General features: G+C 71.3%; 17 protein-coding genes. 6 read left to right on the forward strand and 11 right to left on the reverse strand.

Annotated elements, in window-relative coordinates:
• Nucleotides 1–11: 11 nt before the first annotated feature.
• A complete protein-coding gene (locus BUB75_RS13200) occupies nt 12–323 on the forward strand; it encodes a hypothetical protein (RefSeq protein WP_073256522.1) in 312 nt (103 codons plus the stop codon).
• A gap of 49 nt (nt 324–372) precedes the next feature.
• On the opposite strand, the gene BUB75_RS13205 is transcribed toward BUB75_RS13200, so the two are convergent.
• A complete protein-coding gene (locus BUB75_RS13205; RefSeq protein ID WP_073256524.1) occupies nt 373–1446 on the reverse strand; it encodes a phosphotransferase family protein in 1074 nt (357 codons plus the stop codon).
• Nucleotides 1447–1546: 100 nt separating this feature from the next.
• On the opposite strand from BUB75_RS13205, the gene BUB75_RS13210 reads away from it, so the two are divergent.
• The gene (locus BUB75_RS13210) at nt 1547–2599 is read left to right on the forward strand and encodes a TIGR03857 family LLM class F420-dependent oxidoreductase (RefSeq protein ID WP_218617476.1); all 1053 of its coding nucleotides are present in this window, start codon (nt 1547–1549) and stop codon (nt 2597–2599) included.
• Between the two features lie 53 nt (nt 2600–2652).
• On the opposite strand, the gene BUB75_RS13215 is transcribed toward BUB75_RS13210, so the two are convergent.
• From BUB75_RS13215 to BUB75_RS13230, 4 genes are all read right to left on the reverse strand, one after another.
• Nucleotides 2653–3906 carry an ABC transporter substrate-binding protein gene (locus tag BUB75_RS13215; protein WP_073256531.1) on the reverse strand — a complete coding sequence of 418 codons (1254 nt, stop codon included), beginning with the start codon at nt 3904–3906 and terminating at the stop codon, nt 2653–2655.
• A gap of 37 nt (nt 3907–3943) precedes the next feature.
• Entirely contained in the window at nt 3944–4657 is a 714-nt protein-coding gene (locus BUB75_RS13220; protein WP_073256534.1) for an ABC transporter ATP-binding protein, read from the reverse strand.
• Nucleotides 4654–7407 (reverse strand): branched-chain amino acid ABC transporter permease/ATP-binding protein, encoded by a 2754-nt coding sequence (locus BUB75_RS13225; protein WP_073256537.1) that lies wholly within the window; start codon nt 7405–7407, stop codon nt 4654–4656. The genes BUB75_RS13220 and BUB75_RS13225 overlap by 4 nt, the downstream gene beginning before the upstream one ends.
• A 289-nt stretch (nt 7408–7696) precedes the next feature.
• Nucleotides 7697–8275 (reverse strand): TetR/AcrR family transcriptional regulator, encoded by a 579-nt coding sequence (locus BUB75_RS13230; RefSeq protein ID WP_073256540.1) that lies wholly within the window; start codon nt 8273–8275, stop codon nt 7697–7699.
• A 118-nt stretch (nt 8276–8393) separates the two neighbouring features.
• On the opposite strand from BUB75_RS13230, the gene BUB75_RS13235 reads away from it, so the two are divergent.
• The 3 genes from BUB75_RS13235 (at nt 8394) to BUB75_RS13245 (ending at nt 10928) form a co-directional block, all read left to right on the forward strand.
• Entirely contained in the window at nt 8394–9629 is a 1236-nt protein-coding gene (locus BUB75_RS13235) for an FAD-dependent oxidoreductase (protein WP_073256543.1), read from the forward strand.
• Nucleotides 9630–9642: 13 nt separating this feature from the next.
• A complete protein-coding gene (locus BUB75_RS13240) occupies nt 9643–9966 on the forward strand; it encodes a nuclear transport factor 2 family protein (protein WP_073256546.1) in 324 nt (107 codons plus the stop codon).
• Between the two features lie 161 nt (nt 9967–10127).
• Nucleotides 10128–10928 carry an SDR family NAD(P)-dependent oxidoreductase gene (locus tag BUB75_RS13245; protein ID WP_073256549.1) on the forward strand — a complete coding sequence of 267 codons (801 nt, stop codon included), beginning with the start codon at nt 10128–10130 and terminating at the stop codon, nt 10926–10928.
• Between the two features lie 10 nt (nt 10929–10938).
• On the opposite strand, the gene BUB75_RS13250 is transcribed toward BUB75_RS13245, so the two are convergent.
• Nucleotides 10939–11712, reverse strand: coding sequence for an SDR family NAD(P)-dependent oxidoreductase (locus BUB75_RS13250; protein WP_073256552.1), 774 nt, complete (start codon nt 11710–11712; stop codon nt 10939–10941).
• A 101-nt stretch (nt 11713–11813) separates the two neighbouring features.
• On the opposite strand from BUB75_RS13250, the gene BUB75_RS13255 reads away from it, so the two are divergent.
• Nucleotides 11814–12560 (forward strand): alpha/beta fold hydrolase, encoded by a 747-nt coding sequence (locus BUB75_RS13255; RefSeq protein WP_073256555.1) that lies wholly within the window; start codon nt 11814–11816, stop codon nt 12558–12560.
• On the opposite strand, the gene BUB75_RS13260 is transcribed toward BUB75_RS13255, so the two are convergent.
• The 5 genes from BUB75_RS13260 to BUB75_RS13280 are packed head-to-tail and all read right to left on the reverse strand — an operon-like array spanning nt 12513 to nt 18116.
• Entirely contained in the window at nt 12513–14027 is a 1515-nt protein-coding gene (locus BUB75_RS13260) for a class I adenylate-forming enzyme family protein (protein ID WP_073256558.1), read from the reverse strand. The genes BUB75_RS13255 and BUB75_RS13260 overlap by 48 nt on opposite strands.
• Nucleotides 14024–15127, reverse strand: a complete 1104-nt coding sequence (locus tag BUB75_RS13265) for an acetyl-CoA acetyltransferase (RefSeq protein WP_073257216.1) — start codon at nt 15125–15127, stop codon at nt 14024–14026. The genes BUB75_RS13260 and BUB75_RS13265 overlap by 4 nt, the downstream gene beginning before the upstream one ends.
• A gap of 53 nt (nt 15128–15180) precedes the next feature.
• Nucleotides 15181–16206, reverse strand: a complete 1026-nt coding sequence (locus tag BUB75_RS13270) for an acyl-CoA dehydrogenase family protein (RefSeq protein WP_073256561.1) — start codon at nt 16204–16206, stop codon at nt 15181–15183.
• 27 nt (nt 16207–16233) lie between these two features.
• Nucleotides 16234–17403 (reverse strand): acyl-CoA dehydrogenase family protein, encoded by a 1170-nt coding sequence (locus BUB75_RS13275; protein ID WP_073256563.1) that lies wholly within the window; start codon nt 17401–17403, stop codon nt 16234–16236.
• Nucleotides 17403–18116 carry an aldolase/citrate lyase family protein gene (locus BUB75_RS13280; protein ID WP_073256567.1) on the reverse strand — a complete coding sequence of 238 codons (714 nt, stop codon included), beginning with the start codon at nt 18114–18116 and terminating at the stop codon, nt 17403–17405. Before BUB75_RS13280 ends, BUB75_RS13275 begins: the two co-directional genes overlap by 1 nt.
• Nucleotides 18117–18143 lie beyond the last annotated feature (27 nt).

An 18143-nucleotide genomic window follows, 5' to 3' on the forward strand; every position in this document is an offset into this window, starting at 1 on the left:
GGAGTACTGACATGAGCGTTCTGACGAAGCCGGGAACCCGGCTCCGGTCCACCGCGTGCACCACCGAGGTGGTTGTCGTCGCCGGAGCGGCCGACGTCGACCTGCGGTGCGGTGGCACCTCGATGGCCGACGCCAAGGCCGATTCGCCGGCGGCCGGAGAGCCCACCGCTCCTTTCGACGGCGGCACCCAGATCGGCAAGCGGTATGTGCACGAGGGCACCGGCCTCGAGGTGCTCTGCGTCCGGGCGGGCGCCGGCTCACTGGCCGTCGGCGCCGAACCGCTGGCCTTGAAGGCGGCCAAGCCGCTCCCCGCGTCGGACTGACCTCACCGCGCACGAATGGCCCGCCTCACGAGGCGGGCCATTCGTGCGTTCAGGCGCCGACCCGGGCCAGCTTCCCGGCCAGCATGCCGGTGACCCGGGTCGTGTACTCGACGGCGATCCGCTCGGCCAGCCCGTCCTCGATGAGCAGGCGGGTCAGCCTGCTCGTGATCAGCGAAAGCTCCAGCGCGGCGAGCACCTCGTAGTAGCCGACGTCCGGGATCTCGCGACCGGTGAGCTCCTGGTAGCGCGCGATCGTCGCCTCGCGGCCGGGCACACCCTCCAGCCGCGACAGCCCCTGCGCCTCGCACAGGTACTCCTCGAACACCACCCACCAGCCCAGGTCGACGCCGGGAGGGCCGAGCGTGGACGTCTCCCAGTCCAGCAGCGCCGCTACCGAGAGATCGTCGGCGAAGATGATGTTGCCGGGCCGCGCGTCGCGCCAGACCACGACCTCCTCCGGGCGGTACGGGCGCGCCGCGTCCACGTACGCGACGGCGGCCTTCACGACGTCGGCGTCGTAGCGGACGTCGGGCTCGGCCCAGGAGTGCCAGGCACGCAGACCGTCGAGGTAGGCGTCGAACGAGGGCTGGCCGTCCGCCGGTTCGAGAAAGCCGAAGTAGCGGTGCGCGTCGACGGCGTGCAACTGGGCCAGGGCCCGGAGTCCGTTGTCGTACATCCGGGCCCGCTGGGCGGCATCCAGGCCGGTCACCCAGCCCTTGCGGTGCCAGCTGGGCACGTCCGGTGGGATCCGGCCGGCTACCCGCTCCATGACGTAGAACGGCGCGCCGAACACGTCAGCGTCGGTCTCGACGAACAGAACCTCGGGCACCGACACCGTCGTCGCACGGGCCAGCGTGGTCATCATCCGGGCCTGGAAGACCGCGTCCGGCCGGGCGAAGAGCTGGTGCCCGGTGGGTTCGATCCGCAGCACCAGGGATCGCTGTACCCGGCGGCCCTTCCAGTCGGTCCAGGACACCTCGCAGAACGCGGTCTCGTTCGAGTAGCCGGCTTCCGGGATCACCAACTCGGAGACCGCGACGTCGGCGGCACGCAGTTTCTCGGCCAGCCAGCTAGTGAGCCGGGTGCGGGTCGACTCCACGTCCCGGCGCGTGGCAACGGTCACGACACTGCCCTCCCTTCGCCGCCCCGCGACGTCGCGGGTAACGGTTCGGTCGGCCCCTCAACTACTGGCCCGAACGGATACATGATGTCAGAATATGGTGGTGACGGCTCCAGGAACAGACCTCGAACGGCTCGGCGCGTACGTACTTCCCGGCCGGGTTCCCGATCCCCGCCTCGCCGTCGGCCAGGCCCGCACGGCCGAGCATCTGGGGCTCGGCACCGTCTGGCTCAGCGAACGCTGGGGCACCAAGGATCTCGGGGTGCTGACCGGCGCGATCGGTGCCACCAGCGAGCGGGTACGGATCGCGTCCGGCATCACCCACTTCGGCGTCCGGCACCCGCTGACGCTGGCGTCGATGGCGATGACCGCGCAGGCGATGACCGGCGGGCGGTTCGTGCTCGGCGTCGGCCGGTCGGTGGCGGCGACCTGGAAGGCCGTCGGCCTTCCCGTGGTGACCAACGCCGTCCTGGTGGACGCCGCCGACATCGTCCGCCGGCTGTGCCGCGGTGAACGGGTCTCCTATGAAGGCCCGGCCGGGAACTACCCGAGAATGCGGTTGGGCGATCTGCCGGACGCTCCGGTCCCCCCGCTGGTCCTGGCCGCGATCGGACCCAAGAGCCTGGCGCTGGCCGGCGCACACTTCGACGGCGTGCTGCTGCACCCCTTCCTGACGCCGGACGCGGTCAAGCGGTCGGCCGAGTCGGTGCGCCGGGCCGCCGAGGAAGCCGGGCGCGATCCGGCCGCCGTGCGCGTCTACGCCACGGTTGTCGTCGCGCCCGATCTTCCGCCGCGCGAGGAGGCCGCGGTGGTCACCGCACGGGCGCTCACGTACTTCCAGATCCCCGGCTTCGGGGAGAACCTCGCGACGATCAACGGCTGGGATCCGGCCCCGCTCGCCACGCTCCGCGCCCATCCGATGTTCGCCGGCATCCGTGGGGCCGCCGATCATCACTACACGCGCGACCAACTGGTCGACGTCGCCCGCGAGCTGATTCCGGCCGACTGGCTGGAGTCGTCCGCGGCAGCCGGTCCCGCGGCGCTCTGCGCTGAGCGGGTGCGCACCTACCTGACCGCCGGCGCCGACGAGATCGCCCTGCACGGTTCGACGCCCGAACTGCTCGGGCCGCTCGTCCAGCATTTCCGCGCGTCCTGACCAGACATCCGAGGGCCCGCGTCCGGATCGGACGCGGGCCCTCGGATGGACACTCAGCCCAGCTGGTAGATGCCGGTGGAGTCCGGAACCGTGAAGTTTGACAGCGCGCCGTCCTGGGCCGCGTCGGCGATCACACCGACCGTCGAGCACAGGTTCGGCGACACCGCGGGCAGCGCCTTACCGTCGCACTTCAACGTGGCGCCGCCCCCGAGGGGGTAATTGGTGGCGGGTGCCGCCGCGATCGCCTTCCGCACACCCTCCGGGCTCAGGTCCTTCGAGCCGGACGCGTTGACCGTACGGACCAGGCTCAGCAGGCCCTGGTATCCACTGATCGCCTGGGAGCTGACCGCTGTGCCGTCGCCGTACGCCGAGAGCACGGCCTGGAAGAGCTTGTACTCCGCGTCGCCGGGCTCGGTGACCGCCTGCGTAACGATCTTGATGTCGGTGAAGCCGCCGGGAATCGACGCGCCCTTGTCGTTGCCGATGCACCGGTCGAGTGCGAGCACGGGCTGGGTGATGCCGAGCGTCTTGATCGCCTTGATCGCGCTACCGCAGAACGTCGGGTCGCCCAGGACGAAGTACATCTCGGGCTTCTTGTTCTGCGCGGCCTGGATCTGCGGGGTCATGTCCGCTGTGCCCGGTGCGATCGCCACCACGTCCGCGGTGGCCCCGGCGTTCTTGAACAGCGCCGGCCCCAGCGTCTTGGCGGGGCCGCTGGCTGCGGGAACGTCGATGACGATGATCGCCGCGCTGGACAGCTTCTCCTGCTTGGCATAGGCCGCCGGAGTCCCGTAGGCGGCCACCGGGTTGGCCCAGATGAAGACGCCAGGAGTACTGAGGACCACCTGGGTGGACGCGAAGTTGATCCCGACCGGGATCCCGGCCGCGTTGACGATCTTCACCCACGGGTCGACCTGCGACGACGTGCCGGCGGTCACGGCCGACACCTTCTCGGTGACGAACTTGTTCCCGCAGACCTGGGCGTCCGCGGGGCTCTCCTTGGCCTCGCAGGTCACCAGCTCGATCGGGCGTCCGCCGAGGCCGCCGAGGTGCTTGTTGGCGTACTCGGCCGCGGCCTCCGCCGCCTTCTGCTCGTCGGTGGTGTCGACGGTCTGCGTCCGGCCGGTGCCGACCCAGCCGATCTTCACCGGCGCGCCGGCGGCTGCCTTCTCCGGGCCGAGCGCCTCGGCTCCGGGGGTCGGGTCGTCGCTCCCGCTGCCGCTGTCCGCACAGGCAGTGGCCGCAAGGGCGACGGCCAGGAGAACGGCGGGGAGTCCAAACCGTGCACGTCTATGTGCTGCGGGCATGGAGATGCTCCTTCGATGGGGGTGGGTGACCAGGTACTCAAGCGGTTGCGCCGAGGTACGCCGCCTCGAGCGTGGTGGGGTTCGCGGCGAGCTCGGCAGCCTCGCCGCGGAGCACGACGTCGCCGTGGACCAGCACGACGGCCCGGTCGGCGACCTCCAGGGCCAGGCGGACGTGTTGCTCGACGAGGACGACGACGGCACCGGTCTCATCGGCGATCCGCCTGACGACCGGCAACAGGTCTTCCACGATGACCGGCGCCAGGCCCATGCTCATCTCGTCGACGAGCAGGACGCGCGGGCGCTGCACCAGGCCACGCGCCATCGCGAGCATCTGCTGCTCGCCGCCGGAGAGGGCACCGGCCGCTACGTTCAGACGTGGCCGGAGCGCCGGGAAGAGATCGAGGACCTCGTCGAGCGTCGGGCCTCCGGAACGCGCGGCGATACCGATGTTCTCCCGTACCGACAACGTGGTGAACAGAGCACGGTCATCGGCCACCAGCACCAGTCCGGCGCGGTTCGTCGCCGCGGGGCGGGAGGACGGCGTCGGCTTACCGTCGACCAGCACCTCACCGCGCAGTCGCGGCAGGAGGCCGGCGAGCGTCATCATCAGCGTGGTCTTGCCCGCACCGTTCGGCCCGAGCACGGCCAGGACCGTGCCGCCCGGAACGACCAGGTCGAGGGGGCGCACAACGGGAACGGAACCGTATCCCGCCTCCAGCCCGCGCAGCTCCAGCACCGGGGTCTCGCTCATGCCGAGACCTCCTCGGCGTGCGCCGAGCCGAGGTAGGCCTCAACGACGCGGGGATGGGTGCGGATCGTCTCCGGTGGGCCGGATGCGATGACCGTGCCGAAGTCGAGCACGGTGATCTGGTCGCACAGGCTGAGCACGAGGCTCATGTCGTGCTCGACCATCAGGATCGTGACCCCGGCGGCCCGCAGATCGCGCAGGCGCTCGCCCAGCCAGTGGCTCTCCGCGGTGTCCAGGCCGCCGGCCGGCTCGTCGAGCAGCAGCACCTGTGGGTTCCCGACCAGCGCTCGGGCGATCGAAACGAGCTGCCGCTGCCCCTGGGAGAGCTCGCCGGCCGGGCGGTCGGCCAGCGCGGTGAGCCCCAGGGTGTCCAGCGTCTCCGCCAGACGCTCCTGCGCCTGCCGGTGGCTCCTGGCTCGGGCGGTGAGTCCGACGACGACGTTCTCCCGGACGCTCAGATCGCCGTAGAGCTCGATCGCCTGGAACGTGCGGCCCAGACCGGCGCGGATCCGCTGGTGCGGTCGGAGCCCGTCGAGCGAGTGTCCGCCGAGGCTGACCGAGCCGGACGCGACGGCGAAGCCGCTGATCGCGTCGATGGCCGTGGTCTTGCCCGCGCCGTTCGGTCCGATCAGGCCGACGATCGACCCGCGGGGTACGTCGAGCGAGAACCCGTCGACCGCGACCACCCCGCCGTACCGCACGGTCAGATCACGCACGGTCAACAGCGGCTCGCCCAGGTCCGCGGCCGGGGCGGGCACCTCCGGCTCCGGCGACTCCGGCTGGTCCGCCGGCGCCGCCGCCGGATCGACCAGCGGCTCCGCGGTCCGGCGGAGCCGGCGGCGCTCCAGCAGGGCGTGCGCCGGGCCGACGATGCCTTCCGGGTTCACGATCACGGTCAGCACCAGCAGGGTCGCGGCGATCACCTCGTACCACAGCCCGGTGCCCAGCAAGTCGTGGACCAGCGTGTAGAAGATGCCGCTCACGGCGGTGACGCCCGCCAGCAGACCACCGGACACGGACGTGATGCCGGCCAGGTACACGGCACCGAAGAACGTCAACCCGAGGATCGCGGTGTACGGGTCGAAGGTCACGGTGCCGAACTTGTAGGCGAGCAACGCCCCGCCGATGCCGGCGATGAACGCTCCCAGCGCGAACGCGACCAGCTTGACCCGGACGACGTCGACGCCCGCGGCGGCCGCCGCCCGTTCGTTGGCGCGGATCGCCAGCATCTGCGAGCCCAGCCGGCTGGTGCGTAGCCGCGCCACGCCGACCGCGACGATTGCCAGCACCACGAGACAGAGAAGTCCGAACTGGACCCGCGGGAACGCGGCACCGGCTCCGACGCCCAGATCGAGGCCGAACAGCGTCGGAGACGGGACCGTGAGGCCGTCGGCGCCGACCAGCGCGGTGTTACGGAACCAGAGCGCCTCCAGCGCGAACGCGAGGGCCAGCGTCACGACGGCGACGGTGAGCCCGCGGATGCGCAACGCAGGCAGGCCGATCACCACACCGATGACCACGGCGCCGAGCGCGGCCAGCACGGGCGCGATCGGGAACGGAACTCCGAACCGGTCCGCGATCGGGGCGAGCAGGAACGCGGCCGTACCCGCCAGCGGCAGCTGGGCCACCGAGACCTGACCCGCGAAGCCGGTGACGACGACGACCGACAGCGCGATGACACCGAAGATGAACGTCGAGATCAGCCCGTTGCGCCACTGGTCGGTCAGCAGGACGACGGCCAGCGCGGCGACCACCGCCGGGAGCACGGTCGGCAGCAGCAGGCGGCGCGGACGGGGCGCTCGCCCGAGGGTCTGCACGATCACCGCACCGCGACCGGGCAGCGGGCGGGCCCGCACCACGAGAACAAGCAGGATCAACGCCAGCGGCACCAGTTCCGGGACGCCGGACTTCGGCATCCACGACACCGAGGTCTGCAGGTACTGGGCCTCCGACTGGAGCATGCCGATGGCCAGGCCCGCCGGTACGGCCCAGAACACCCACTGGAACCGGCTGAGGATCGCCGCGGCCAGCGCCGGCACGATGAACAGCGTGTACGACACCGGGATCAGCGGAACGATCGGCGCGATGAGAATCCCGGCGAGCCCGGCGATCCCGGAGCTGATCACCCAGTTGTAGGCCGCGACCCGATCGGGGGACACACCGCTGAGGTAAGCGCCCTTCTCGCTCTCCGCCGCGGCGCGCGTCACCAGCCCGAACCGCGTGAACCGAAAGGCCGCCGCCAGCCCGACCGCGAGGACGAGCACGGTCACCGCGAGGTAGACGCGGTCGGCGGGGACCCGGACCGCTCCGACCGTCCACAGGTCGGTGGCGAAGATCGGCTCGACCGCGACGGCGGTGGTTCCCATCCGGACCGCGATCAGCGCCGTGATCACCAGCGAGACGCCGAGGGAGGCGACCGCCTTGGCGACCGGCGGGGCGTTCCGTAACGGCCGGAACACCAGCAGGTAGAGCACCAGACCGAGCAGCGCGGTAGCCGCGACCGCGATCACCATCGCCGGCACCAGGCCCAGCTGGGTGCCCAGGTCCAGCGTCCGGGGCAGGCCCGGTATCAGGACCAGTAGTTGGCCGTCGCGGAGGAACGCGTACACGTAGGCACCGAGCAGGGCGATGCTTCCGGTGGCGAAGTTGATCACCCCGGAGCTGCGGTACGTGAGCACCAGGGCCAGTGCCAGTGCGCCGAACACGGCGCCGTTGCCCAGACCGAGCGCGAGGAAGACGAGGTGCTGGCTCATGCCGGGCGCACCTCCCCGCCGATGGTGCTGCGGCGGGAGGCGGGTGATTCGGAAGGTCCGGTGGCGTAACCCCCGGACGCGTCAATGCTCTGACGTCTCATCGCAACCTCGTCGTTGATGGGTGCTCCGGGGCCGGCCCGACTTAGGTGTCACAGCTGTCAGATAGTGCAGCAGATGTTAGGTCAGTCACCCCCACCCGTGTAAAGAGCGATCCCTGAATTGCCGCTAGAGCAGGCCGTTTTAGGCCGCGTTGATCACCAACGCACAGGAATGGCAGGTAACACCGATGTCAGAGAAGTCGGCGTAGGGACCGTTCGAGGAGCGCGTCGGTGAGCTCGGCCGCATCGTCACCGGCAGCCCGCAGGGCCGGGTGGGTGGTGTCCGACTCGGCCATCCCCCGCGCCACGAGCCAGCCCGTGAACAGCAGGAAGGTCGCGGCGAACACCTCGACGGCATCCTGCGGCGCGAACCCGGCGCGCCGCAGGATGCCCACGGCCGTCTCGGTCAGCCGTTGCGCGGCCGACGACGTTCCGCCGGTCGCCGAGAGCGCCCGCGCTCCGACGCCGGGGTAGCGGCGGAAAGTCCGGTCCATGCGCAGCACGAGCGTGACGTACTGGTCCCGCCAGTCGGTGCCCGCGTCGAGTTCGACGTCGATCTGTGTGGCGACCGCCTCGACGACACGATCGAGCAGGTCTTCCCGCCCGCGGAGGTAGTAGTGCACAGCGGGGGACGTGACGCCCAGTTCCGCGGCGACCGCGCGGATCGTCAGCGCATCGAGCGACGAGCGGGCGGTGATCTGCAGGGCCGCGCCCACCACGTCCCGCACCGACAGCGGCGACGCCTGGGTACCGCCGCGCGGACGACTCATCGCCCGGTCTCCCCTCTGGCTCCCGACGCGGTTGCGAATCCTGCTGCGCCGGCCGAACCCATTGTGCCATGGTTAATGAGCCCATTTACTGGTGGTTAATGAGAGAGGCGGCTCGGGTTTGAACACCGATATCGTCGTGATCGGCGGCGGCGTAGCCGGCGGCGCGATCGCCGCGAGGCTGGCGTCGACCGGGTTGGGCGTGCTGGTGCTGGAGCGCGACGCGGTCTACCGCGACGTCGTCCGCGGCGAGGGCATGGTCAGCTGGGGGTACCTCGAGGCGGTGGCTCTCGGCCTCGATTCGACGATCCTCGGCGCGCCAGGGGCATCCGTGATCACGCGGATGGTCCGCTACGACGAGACCGTCACCGTCGACGAGGCGCGCGCCGCCGCCGTGGATCTGAGCGCCGCGTTACCCGGATCGCCCGGAGTGATCGGCGTCGGTCATCCCGAGCTCCGCGAGGCGCTCGTCGCCGCTGCCACCAAGGCCGGCGCGGAGGTGATCCGGGGTGTGGCCGCCACCCGGATCACGCCGGGCGCTCGCCCGTCGGTGTCCTACCAGGTCGATGGCCTCGAACGCTCGGTCTCCTGCCGTCTCGCCGTCGTCGCGGACGGGAAGAACTCCGCCACCCGGACGGCCCTGCGGATCCCGTTCCACGTCAGCACGCCGCGGGTGATGCTCACCGGCATGGCCGCCGACGACGGCGGCGCCTGGGACCGGACCGAGACGACGCTCGGAGTGGACGGGCGGAACCTGTTCATCATCGTTCCGCGGGGAGACGGGATGGTCCGCCTGTACGTGGGGCGGTCGGTCGGCGACCCGGAGCCGTTCACCGGCCGCGATCGGCAGCGGCGCTTCCTGGAAGCGTTCCGCACCCCGACCCTGCCGCATGCCGACGCCTTGGCGGACGCCACCCCGACAGGTCCGTGCGCATCCTTCCCGATGACCGACAGCTGGACCGAGGCCCTGGTGCTGCCGGGTGTCGCGTTGATCGGCGACGCGGCCGGCTGGAGCAATCCGGTCACCGCCCAGGGACTCAGCATCTCGCTCCGCGATGCCCGGGTTCTGAGCGAGGCGCTCCTGAGCAGTCAGGAGTGGACCCCGGCGGCGCTGCGCGGCTACGTGGAGGAACGCACCGAGCGCATGCGGCGACTCCGCTTCGCCAGCGCGCTCACCGACCTGCTCACCGCCTTCGGCCTGACGGACAGAGCGGCGCGCCGCCGAGCCATGGTGCGGCTGCTCGCCGCCCGCCCCGAACTTGGCGCTGCGCTCGCCGCCGTCCACGGCGGTGCCTGGACGCCGCCGGAGGCAGCCTTCTCGCCGGACATTCTCACCACGATCGCACTCGCCGCCTGAGGAAGGACCATCCATGGATACCTGGGTCACGACGTACTTCGACGCCTGGACCAGCGGCGACCCGCACGCCGTCGTCGCCTGTTTCGATCCGGAGGTCGAATTCGAGGACATGCCCACCGGACACCGGGCCCACGGGCTCGACGAGGCTCGCGCGTTCGTCGAGCGCGCTTACGAGAAGGCCCCCGGCGCCCGATACGTCGCGGTGCACAGCCTGACGCACCAGGACGAGTACGTGATCGAGTGGGTCATGGAGCCGATGGGACTGCGCGGCGCCTCGGTCGGCACGCTCCGCGCCGGGCGGATCCTCACCAACCGCGACTACTGGAGCGCCCCCTAGGTGTCGTATGCGTCAGATTCTACGATCGACTTAGCGACGTAAACCCGCCGTAGTAGCGAAGGACTTGGTAACGCTACTGTCAGAGTTGATCGTTGACACGGTTTCGCTGGCGATGACACGCTGCCCTCCGGACACGACTCCGACACGATGAGGTGGCGCGTATGAGCGGAACCATGGCGGGCAAGATCGCGCTGGTCTCCGGTTCGACCCGGGGGATCGGCCGGTCGATCGCCGAGCAGCTGGCGGCCGAGGGCGCCGCGGTGATGGTGACCGGGCGGACGGTGGCCAAGGGCGAGAAGGTGGTCGCGCGAATCCGGGAAGCCGGCGGCACGGCGGAGTTCGCCGCGCTCGACGTCACCGACGAGGACAGCGTCCGGGACGTGATCGCCGAGACGGTCGGCCGGTTCGGCGGCCTCACCACGCTGATCAACAACGCCGCACCGACCGAGGTCGTCGCGAGCACGATCAAGCCGCTGGCGGAGTACAGCACCGAGGAGTGGAACCGGATCCTCACCGGCACGCTGACCGGGAACGTGTTCTGGGCGTCCAAGTACGCGTGGCCGCACCTGGCATCGGCGTCCGGCGCGTCGATCGTCAACATCTCGTCCGGTCAGGCGATCGCTGGCTTCAAGGGTTTCGGCCCGTACGGCGCGGCGAAGGCCGGCGTCGGCGCGCTCACCCGCACGCTGGCGGTGGAGGGCGCGGCCTCCGGCATCCGGGCGAACACCGTGCTGGTCGGTCGTGTGGTCGCCGGGCGCGGTGACTCCGGGCACCACACCGGCGGCGGCCGGCTGACGCGGATCGGCAACCCGATGGACATCGCCTACGCCGTGGCGTACCTGGCATCCGACCAGGCAGCGTTCGTCACCGGCTCGACGCTCACCGCCGACGGCGGCTTCTCGATCAACGGCGATGCGGTCGACGACACGGAGAAGGCCTCAGCCGGCGCTGCCACCGGCTGAGGTCGTCCTCCTATTTCGGGGTGAAACGCAGAGCACCGTCCAGGCGGATGATCTCGCCGTTGAGGTAGTCGTTGATCACGATGCTGTGGACGAGCTCCGCGTACTCCGACGGGCTGCCCATCCGCTTCGGGAACGGCACACCGCTCCCCCAACGCTGCTCGGCCTCCTCGCGCTCCATCCGGAACGCCGGCGTGAAGAACGTCCCCGGGGCGATCGCGACCACCCGGATGCCGAGCGGGCTCAGGTCACGGGCCGCCGGCAGCGTCAGCCCGACCACCCCACCCTTCGCCGCGGAGTACGCGGTCTGTCCGATCTGGCCCTCGTAGGCGGCGATGCTCGCCGTGTTCACGACGACACCGCGCGCGCCGCCGTCGTCCGGGTCGTTCTTCGCCATCGCGGCCGCCGCCAGCCGCAGCGTGTTGTACGTGCCGGTCAGGAACAGGTTGAGGTACCAGGTGAACGAATCGAGCGGAGTCGGCGAGCCGTCGCGCCCCACGACGCGGGAGGCGCCGCCGCTCGATCCGCCGTGCGCGTTGACGAGGACCCGCAGCGGGCCGGCCTCGTTCGCGGCCGCGATTGCCGCCAGCACGCTCTCCTCGTCCAGCACGTCGGTGCTCAGGTACCGCGCGGCCGGGCCGAGCTCGTCGGCGAGCGCCTTGCCGCGGTCGTCGGCCAGGTCCGCGATCACCACGGTCGCTCCTGCCGCGACGAGCCGGCGGACGGTGGCCTCTCCGAGGCCACCCGCTCCCCCGGTGACGATCGCCGATGCTCCGTTGACGTCCATCCACACTCCTTCGGGTCAGATGTATACAGCGTCAGATTACCTCTGCGATGAATGCTTATAAGCAGCTTATGGTCAGAACACATCGTCAGATTGGAGCCTCGATGAGACCGACGGCACTCGTCCTCGTCCATGGAGCGCAACACGCCGGGGACTGCTGGGAACCGACCGTCGAGGAGATCCAGCGCCACTCGCCGGACACACCGGTCCTCGCGGTCGACCTCCCTGGACGCCGGGGCACTCCCGCCGATCTGGCCACCGTCGACCTGGCCGACTGGATGGACAGCGTCGTCGAGCAGATCGACGCCGCCGGGCTGGACGAGGTGGTCGTGGTCGGGCACTCGATGGCCGGCATCACGGTGCCCGGCGCGGTCGCGCGGCTCGGTGCGCAGCGGGTCCGCCGGATGATCCTGCTCGGCGCCTCGGTGCCACCCGAGGGTCGTTCGATCCTCGACACGCTGACCGGCCCGCTGCATTGGTACGCGGCCCGTGCGGCCCGGCGAGGCGTCCCGGCCCCGCCGATGCCCATGTTGCTTGCCCGGCGGTCGTTCTGCAACGGCATGACGCCCGAGCAGCGGCGGTTCGTCCTCGATCGGCTCTACGGAGACTCCAGCCGCATCCCGGCGCAGAAGGTGTCCCGGGCCGACCTGCCCCGGGAGATCCCGCGCACTTGGATCCTGACGCTGCGCGATCGGGCCCAGACCCCGGCCGCGCAGCGCAAATCGATCGAGGCTCTAGGCGGGGTCGACGAGGTGGTCGAACTCGACACCGGCCACGACGCGATGGTCAGCGCCCCGGCGGAGTTAGCCGCGCTGCTGGTCGACCGGTGCCGGGACGCGGTCAGCCGCTGAGCGGACGCGCAGGGCGGCCCGGTCGAGCTTGAGCATCGCGGTGACCGGCAGGTCGTCGACGAGCACGAGCTCGTCCGGGGCCTTGTAGTCGGCCAGCCGGTCACGGGTCCACGTCCGTAGCTCGGCCAGCGTCGGTGGCGCGGCCGGGTCGGCGGGGACCACGTAGGCGACGCCGATCTCGCCGATCACCGGTGTCGGCCGCCCCACCACCGCGGCACGACGGACGCCGGGGTGCTCGGCGAGCGTGTTCTCCACCTCGACCGGGTGGACGTTGTACCCACCGCGGATGTACAGGTCACCGGCCCGGCCCACCAGGATGAGGTTGCCCTCGACGTCGAACCGCCCGAGGTCGCCGCTGAGCAGCCATCCGTCGTCGGTGAGTGCGGCGGCGGTCCGTTCCGGGTCGCGCCAGTAGCCGCGCATCACGCAGCCACCGCGGACCCGGATCCGGCCGACCTCGCCCGGCGGGACGGGGCGCCCATCGGGATCCGTCACCGCCACCTCCATGCCGAGTTGTGGTCGCCCGACCGTGCGGAACTGCACCTCCGGTGGATCGGACGGCTCGGTGCCGCAGATCGTCGGCGACTCCGTCATCGCATAGCGCACGACCAGCGGGACGCCGAGGCGTGCGGCCACCGCCTCGACCAGGTCGGGCGGCGCGGGAGCGGTGGCGGCGATCCCGACCCGCAGGTCGGGTAGGCGCGTGGCGTCCGGCTCGTCCAGGAGCTTCGCCCACTGCGTCGGCACGCCACCGACCACCGTGATCCGTTCTTCCCGCATGATGCGCGCCATCCCGGCCGCCGACCAAGGCACCGGGGAGATGACCAGCGTGATGCCCCAGACGAGTTGATCGGCCAGCTTGGCCATGTACCCGGCATGGGCGAACGGGGTGGCCACCAGCCGGCGGTCGCCGGGCGCGCTCATCACGCCGGAGGACCCGGCGGAGGCCAACAGATTGCGGACGTCGAACCACGCGCCCTTGGGCGTGCCGGTCGTCCCGCTGGTCCAGATGATGACGACCGGCGCCGACGGATCCGGCGGGGTGCGCCTACTGCCCGGTGCCGGGCGCGAGTACAGGTCCGCCAGCTCGTTCCGGGTGAGGACCGGCATACCGATCCGCGGCAGCGGCGGCCCGTTCACCGGGTCGTGAACGATCAGCGCGGGCCGCGCCCGGTCGAGGATCGCGGTCACCTCGCGCGGTCCGAGCCGCGCGTTGAGGCCGGTCGCGACGGCGCCGAGTCGGGCGACAGCGGCGTAGCAGATCGCGTAGTCGATACCGGACGGCAGCATCAACGCCACGACGTCGCCGGTCGAAATGCCGCCGGCGACCAACGCGGCCGCCAAGGCATCGGACCGGGTGTCCCACTCGGCGAACGTGAGCCGCTCCCCGCCCGGCTCGACGTAGGCCTCCCGGTCTCCGTGCCGGCCGGCCGCCGCACGCAGCAGGTCGTCGATCGAGGCCGTCATGGTGCCTCGGCGCCGAGGATCAACGTCCCGCTGGAACAGAACCAGCCCCCGGTGCCGCTGACGCACGCCAGCTTCGCGTCCGGGACCTGCCGCGGACCGGCCTCGCCGCGCAACTGCCGCACGGCCTCGACCACCAGGAACAGACCGCGCTGCCCGGGGTGGCACGCCGAGAGCCCGCCGCCGTCGGTGTTGGTCGGCAGCGCACCGCCCAGTCGGAGCCGACCGTCGGCGACGAACGGACCGCCCTCGCCCTTCTTGCAGAACCCCAGATCCTCCAGCGTCATCAGCAGCATGTACGTGAACGCGTCGTAGATCTCGCAGACGTCGATGTCCTCCGGACGCACACCAGCGCGCTCGAACGCCAGCCGACCGGAGACCGCGGCGGGTCCGGACGTCAGGTCGCCCCACTGGCTCGTGGACACGTGCGAGACGCTCTCCCCGGTGCCGAGCACGTGGACCGGCCGACCCGGCAGGTCGCGGGCGCGCTCGGCGGAGACCAGCACCGCGGCGGCGCCGCCGTCGGAGCGCAGGCAGCAGTGCAGCTTCGTGAACGGGTCGGCGATCATCCGCCCGGACAGCACCTCGTCCACCGTGATCGGGTCGCGGTAGGCGGCCTCCAGGTTGTCCTTCGCGTTCGCCCGCGCCGACACCGCGACCTCGGCGAGCTGCTCGATCGTGGTGCCGAACTCGTGCATATGACGCCGGGCGGCCATCGCGTACTTCGCGATCAGCGTGTGCCCGTACGGGGCTTCCCACTGCAGCGGCCCGCGCGAGCCCCAGTTGAGGTTCGCGGTCCGCAGTCCGCGACGCAGGTCGGACTTCGCAGTGGAGCCGTACGTGACCAGGACGACGTCCGCGTGGCCGGCGGTGATCGCGTCCGCCGCGTGGGCGATCATCACCTCCCAGGAGGCGCCGCCGACCGCGGTCGAGTCGATCCATCGGGGCCGCAGGCCCAGATACTCCCCCACCTCGATCGGCGCCAGCGTCCCGAGCGAGGTGGACGCAAGCCCGTCCACCTCGGCGGGGCTGAGGCCGGCGTCGGCCAGTGCCCGCAGTGAGGCCTGCGCGACCAGACCGTACGGGTTCGTGGCGACCTTCATCGGATCGGCGAGCGCGACGCCCGCGATGACCGCGCTCCCAGCGCTCCCAGTCCTCACTGCGCGGCCGCCTCGGCCAGCAGGGGCGTGAGATGGTCGGTCCGGGATCCGAAGAGCTGGTCGAGGACGTGCGCGCGTTTCAAGTAGAGGTGCGCGTCGTGTTCGTAGGTGTAGCCCATCCCACCGTGGATCTGGATGCACTCGGCGGCGTTGTCGATCGCCGCGCGTCCGGCGACCACCTTCGCGGCGAGCACCTGGAACGTGGCGTCGGCCCGGCCGGTGGCGAGGCAGACCGCGGCGAACAGCGTCTGCTGCAGTGCGGCGTCGGCATAAACCGCCATGTCCGCGCAGCGGTGCTTCACCGCCTGGTGGACGCCGATCGGCCGACCGAACTGCACCCGCGTCTTGGCATGCTCGGTGGACAGATCCCGGGTGGCCTCGGCGATGCCGACGAGTTGCGCGGCGGTGAGCACCGCGCCCCGCAGCCGGATCGGGTCGTCGCTCGCGGCGACCCAGCAGGTCACCGGCGTGTCGTCGGCGGTCGCGTCGGCCAGCCGTGAGCCGGGATCGATGGACTCCAGCGGACGCAGATCGGTGAGCGCGGCCGTCTCGACCAGCCCGGCACCGTCCGCACCGACGACGAGGACGTAGCCGGTGCCGCCGGGGTCGACCACGCGGACCCGGCCGGAGAGGCGCTCGGGGGTCAGCCGGGCGGCGTCCAGCAGGCCGGCGGCCACCGTGCAGCGCCCCTCGACGATGCCCGTGGCCAGTTCGTGGTCGCCGGTCGACGCCGCGAGGCGGGCCCCCAGCACGGTGGTGACGAACGGCCCGGGAACGAGCGCGCGCCCCACCTCGCGGAACAGCAGCGCCTCGTCGGGGAGGTCGCGGCCAGCGCCACCGACGGCCTCCGGCGCGGACAACCCGAGCAGGCCGAGTTCGGCGCCCGCGGCCCAGAGCTTGGCCGCGATCGCGGTCGGCTCGTCGCGCCGTTCCCGGATCGTGCTGATCGGAATCTGCTCGGCGAAGAATTCGGCGGCGGCGCTCGTCAGTTCGAGCTGCTCGGCGGAGGGCAGTAGATCCACGGGATGTCCTTCCGAAACGGTCGAGGGTCAGCGGGGCAGGCCCAGGACGCGCTCGCCGATGATGTTGCGCTGGATCTCCGAGGTGCCGCCCCCGATGGAGGCGGAGAACGAGTAGAAGTAGTTGCCCGACCAGCCGCCCGGGACCCAGCGGCTGACGAAGTGCAGGCCGTCCGGCCCCAGCACGTCCATCGCCAGCCGGGCGACGCGCTTGGCGATGTCGGAGTAGTAGAGCTTGAGCATCGAGCCTTCCGGCCCCGGAGTCGCCGAGCGCAGGTTGCGACAGATGCCCGCGTACGTCATCGCTCGCAGCGACGCCACCTCGGCGCGCGCCGTGGCCAGCCGCCGCGCCACTTCGTCGTCGGTGATGATCGGGCGGCCGTTCGGGCCGGTGCGCTCACCCGCGAGCTGGACGAGGTTCTCGACGACCTTCGACAGCCGCACCTGGCTGGCCGTGTAGGCGGTGCCCCGCTCGAACGACAGCGTCGACATCGCGACCTGCCACCCGTCGTCGCGCTGCCCGACCACGTTGGACAGCGGGATCCGGACGTTGTCGTAGAAGACCTCGCAGAACTCCGCGCCGCCGTCGATCGTCTCGATCGGCCGGACCTCGATCCCGGGGCTGCGCATGTCGGCGATCACCCAGGTGATGCCGTGGTGCTTGGAGCCCTCACGATCGGTCCGGACCAGCAGCTCCTGATAGTCGGCGATGTTCGCGAAGCTGGTCCAGATCTTCTGGCCGGTGACCACGAGTTCATCGCCGTCGACCTCACCGCGCGTGGAGAGCGCGGCGAGGTCGGAGCCGGCCTCCGGCTCCGAGAAGCCCTGGCACCACACGACCTCGCCGCGCAGGATGCGAGGCAGGTGAGAGGACTTCTGTTCCTCGTCGGCCCGCGCGATGAGCGTCGGGCCGGCGTGGTTGAGGCCGACGAAACACGCATCGATGGCCGGGAGCCCGGCCCGCGCGTACTCCTCGTACCAGATCAGTTGCTGCACCGTGCTCAGGCCGCTGCCGCCGTACTCCTTCGGCCAGGCGATACCCGCCCAGCCGCCCTCCCACTGTGCCCGCTGCCAGGCCAGGTCGTACTCGCGCATGGCCGCCGCATCGTGCGGGCGCGGTTCGGACGGCGCGTGCTCGGCGAGCCAGGTGCGCACCTCGTCCCGGAACTGGTGTTGCTCCGGGGTGAAGTCGAGATCCATCAGCGATCCTTCAGGTAGCGGGCCGCGAGCTCTTCGCTGCCCCGGGCCAGCAGGACGACGTCCGCGCCGACGAGCACGAACCGGGCGCCGAGGCCCAGGTACCGGCGCGCGAGGGGCTCGGCGAACGCGTTGACGCCGACGGCCTTACCGCGGCCGGCCACGGTGGTGATCGCCTTCTCGATCGCCGCGACGACGTCGGGATGATCGGGGCGCCCCAGGTGGCCGAGCGAGGCGGCGAGGTCGGCCGGTCCGAGGAACACGCCGTCCACGCCGTCCACCGCGACGACGTCGTCGAGGGCATCCAGGCCGGCCCGCGATTCGACCTGCACGACGACGCAGAGCCCCTGGTCGGCGGTGGCGAGGTAGTCCGGGACGCGACCCCAGCGGGAGGCACGCGCGAACGCGGCACCCACCCCGCGAACGCCGTGCGGCGGGTAGCGGGTCGCGGCGACGACCGCGCGGGCGTCGTCCGCCGACTCGATCATCGGCACCATCAGGTTGGTCACGCCGGCGTCCAGGAATTGTTTGATGACGACCGGGTCGGCGACCGGAACGCGCACCATCACCTCGACCGGGTACGGCGCGACGGCCTGCAGCTGGGGCAGCACCGTGGTGAGAACGTTCGGCGCGTGCTCGCAGTCGATCAGGAGCCAGTCGAGGCCGCCGCCGGCGCAGATCTCCGCGTTGTAGGCGCTGCCGGAGGCGACCCACATACCGATCAGGGGCTCCGGGCCACGGAA

This window comes from Cryptosporangium aurantiacum (assembly GCF_900143005.1).
GTDB classification, from domain to species: domain Bacteria; phylum Actinomycetota; class Actinomycetes; order Mycobacteriales; family Cryptosporangiaceae; genus Cryptosporangium; species Cryptosporangium aurantiacum.

Excerpts from the sequence above, each read along its gene's own strand:
- BUB75_RS13280 (WP_073256567.1), bottom strand. The coding sequence starts at position 18,116 with ATGTGGGTCGCCTCCGGCAGCGCCTACAACGCGGAGATCTGCGCCGGC.
- BUB75_RS13220 (WP_073256534.1), bottom strand. The coding sequence starts at position 4,657 with ATGAGCGAGACCCCGGTGCTGGAGCTGCGCGGGCTGGAGGCGGGATAC.
- BUB75_RS13200 (WP_073256522.1), top strand. The coding sequence starts at position 12 with ATGAGCGTTCTGACGAAGCCGGGAACCCGGCTCCGGTCCACCGCGTGC.
- BUB75_RS13240 (WP_073256546.1), top strand. The coding sequence starts at position 9,643 with ATGGATACCTGGGTCACGACGTACTTCGACGCCTGGACCAGCGGCGAC.
- BUB75_RS13245 (WP_073256549.1), top strand. The coding sequence starts at position 10,128 with ATGAGCGGAACCATGGCGGGCAAGATCGCGCTGGTCTCCGGTTCGACC.
- BUB75_RS13250 (WP_073256552.1), bottom strand. The coding sequence starts at position 11,712 with ATGGACGTCAACGGAGCATCGGCGATCGTCACCGGGGGAGCGGGTGGC.
- BUB75_RS13225 (WP_073256537.1), bottom strand. The coding sequence starts at position 7,407 with ATGAGCCAGCACCTCGTCTTCCTCGCGCTCGGTCTGGGCAACGGCGCC.
- BUB75_RS13265 (WP_073257216.1), bottom strand. The coding sequence starts at position 15,127 with ATGAAGGTCGCCACGAACCCGTACGGTCTGGTCGCGCAGGCCTCACTG.
- BUB75_RS13230 (WP_073256540.1), bottom strand. The coding sequence starts at position 8,275 with ATGAGTCGTCCGCGCGGCGGTACCCAGGCGTCGCCGCTGTCGGTGCGG.
- BUB75_RS13215 (WP_073256531.1), bottom strand. The coding sequence starts at position 3,906 with ATGCCCGCAGCACATAGACGTGCACGGTTTGGACTCCCCGCCGTTCTC.
- BUB75_RS13260 (WP_073256558.1), bottom strand. The coding sequence starts at position 14,027 with ATGACGGCCTCGATCGACGACCTGCTGCGTGCGGCGGCCGGCCGGCAC.
- BUB75_RS13275 (WP_073256563.1), bottom strand. The coding sequence starts at position 17,403 with ATGGATCTCGACTTCACCCCGGAGCAACACCAGTTCCGGGACGAGGTG.
- BUB75_RS13255 (WP_073256555.1), top strand. The coding sequence starts at position 11,814 with ATGAGACCGACGGCACTCGTCCTCGTCCATGGAGCGCAACACGCCGGG.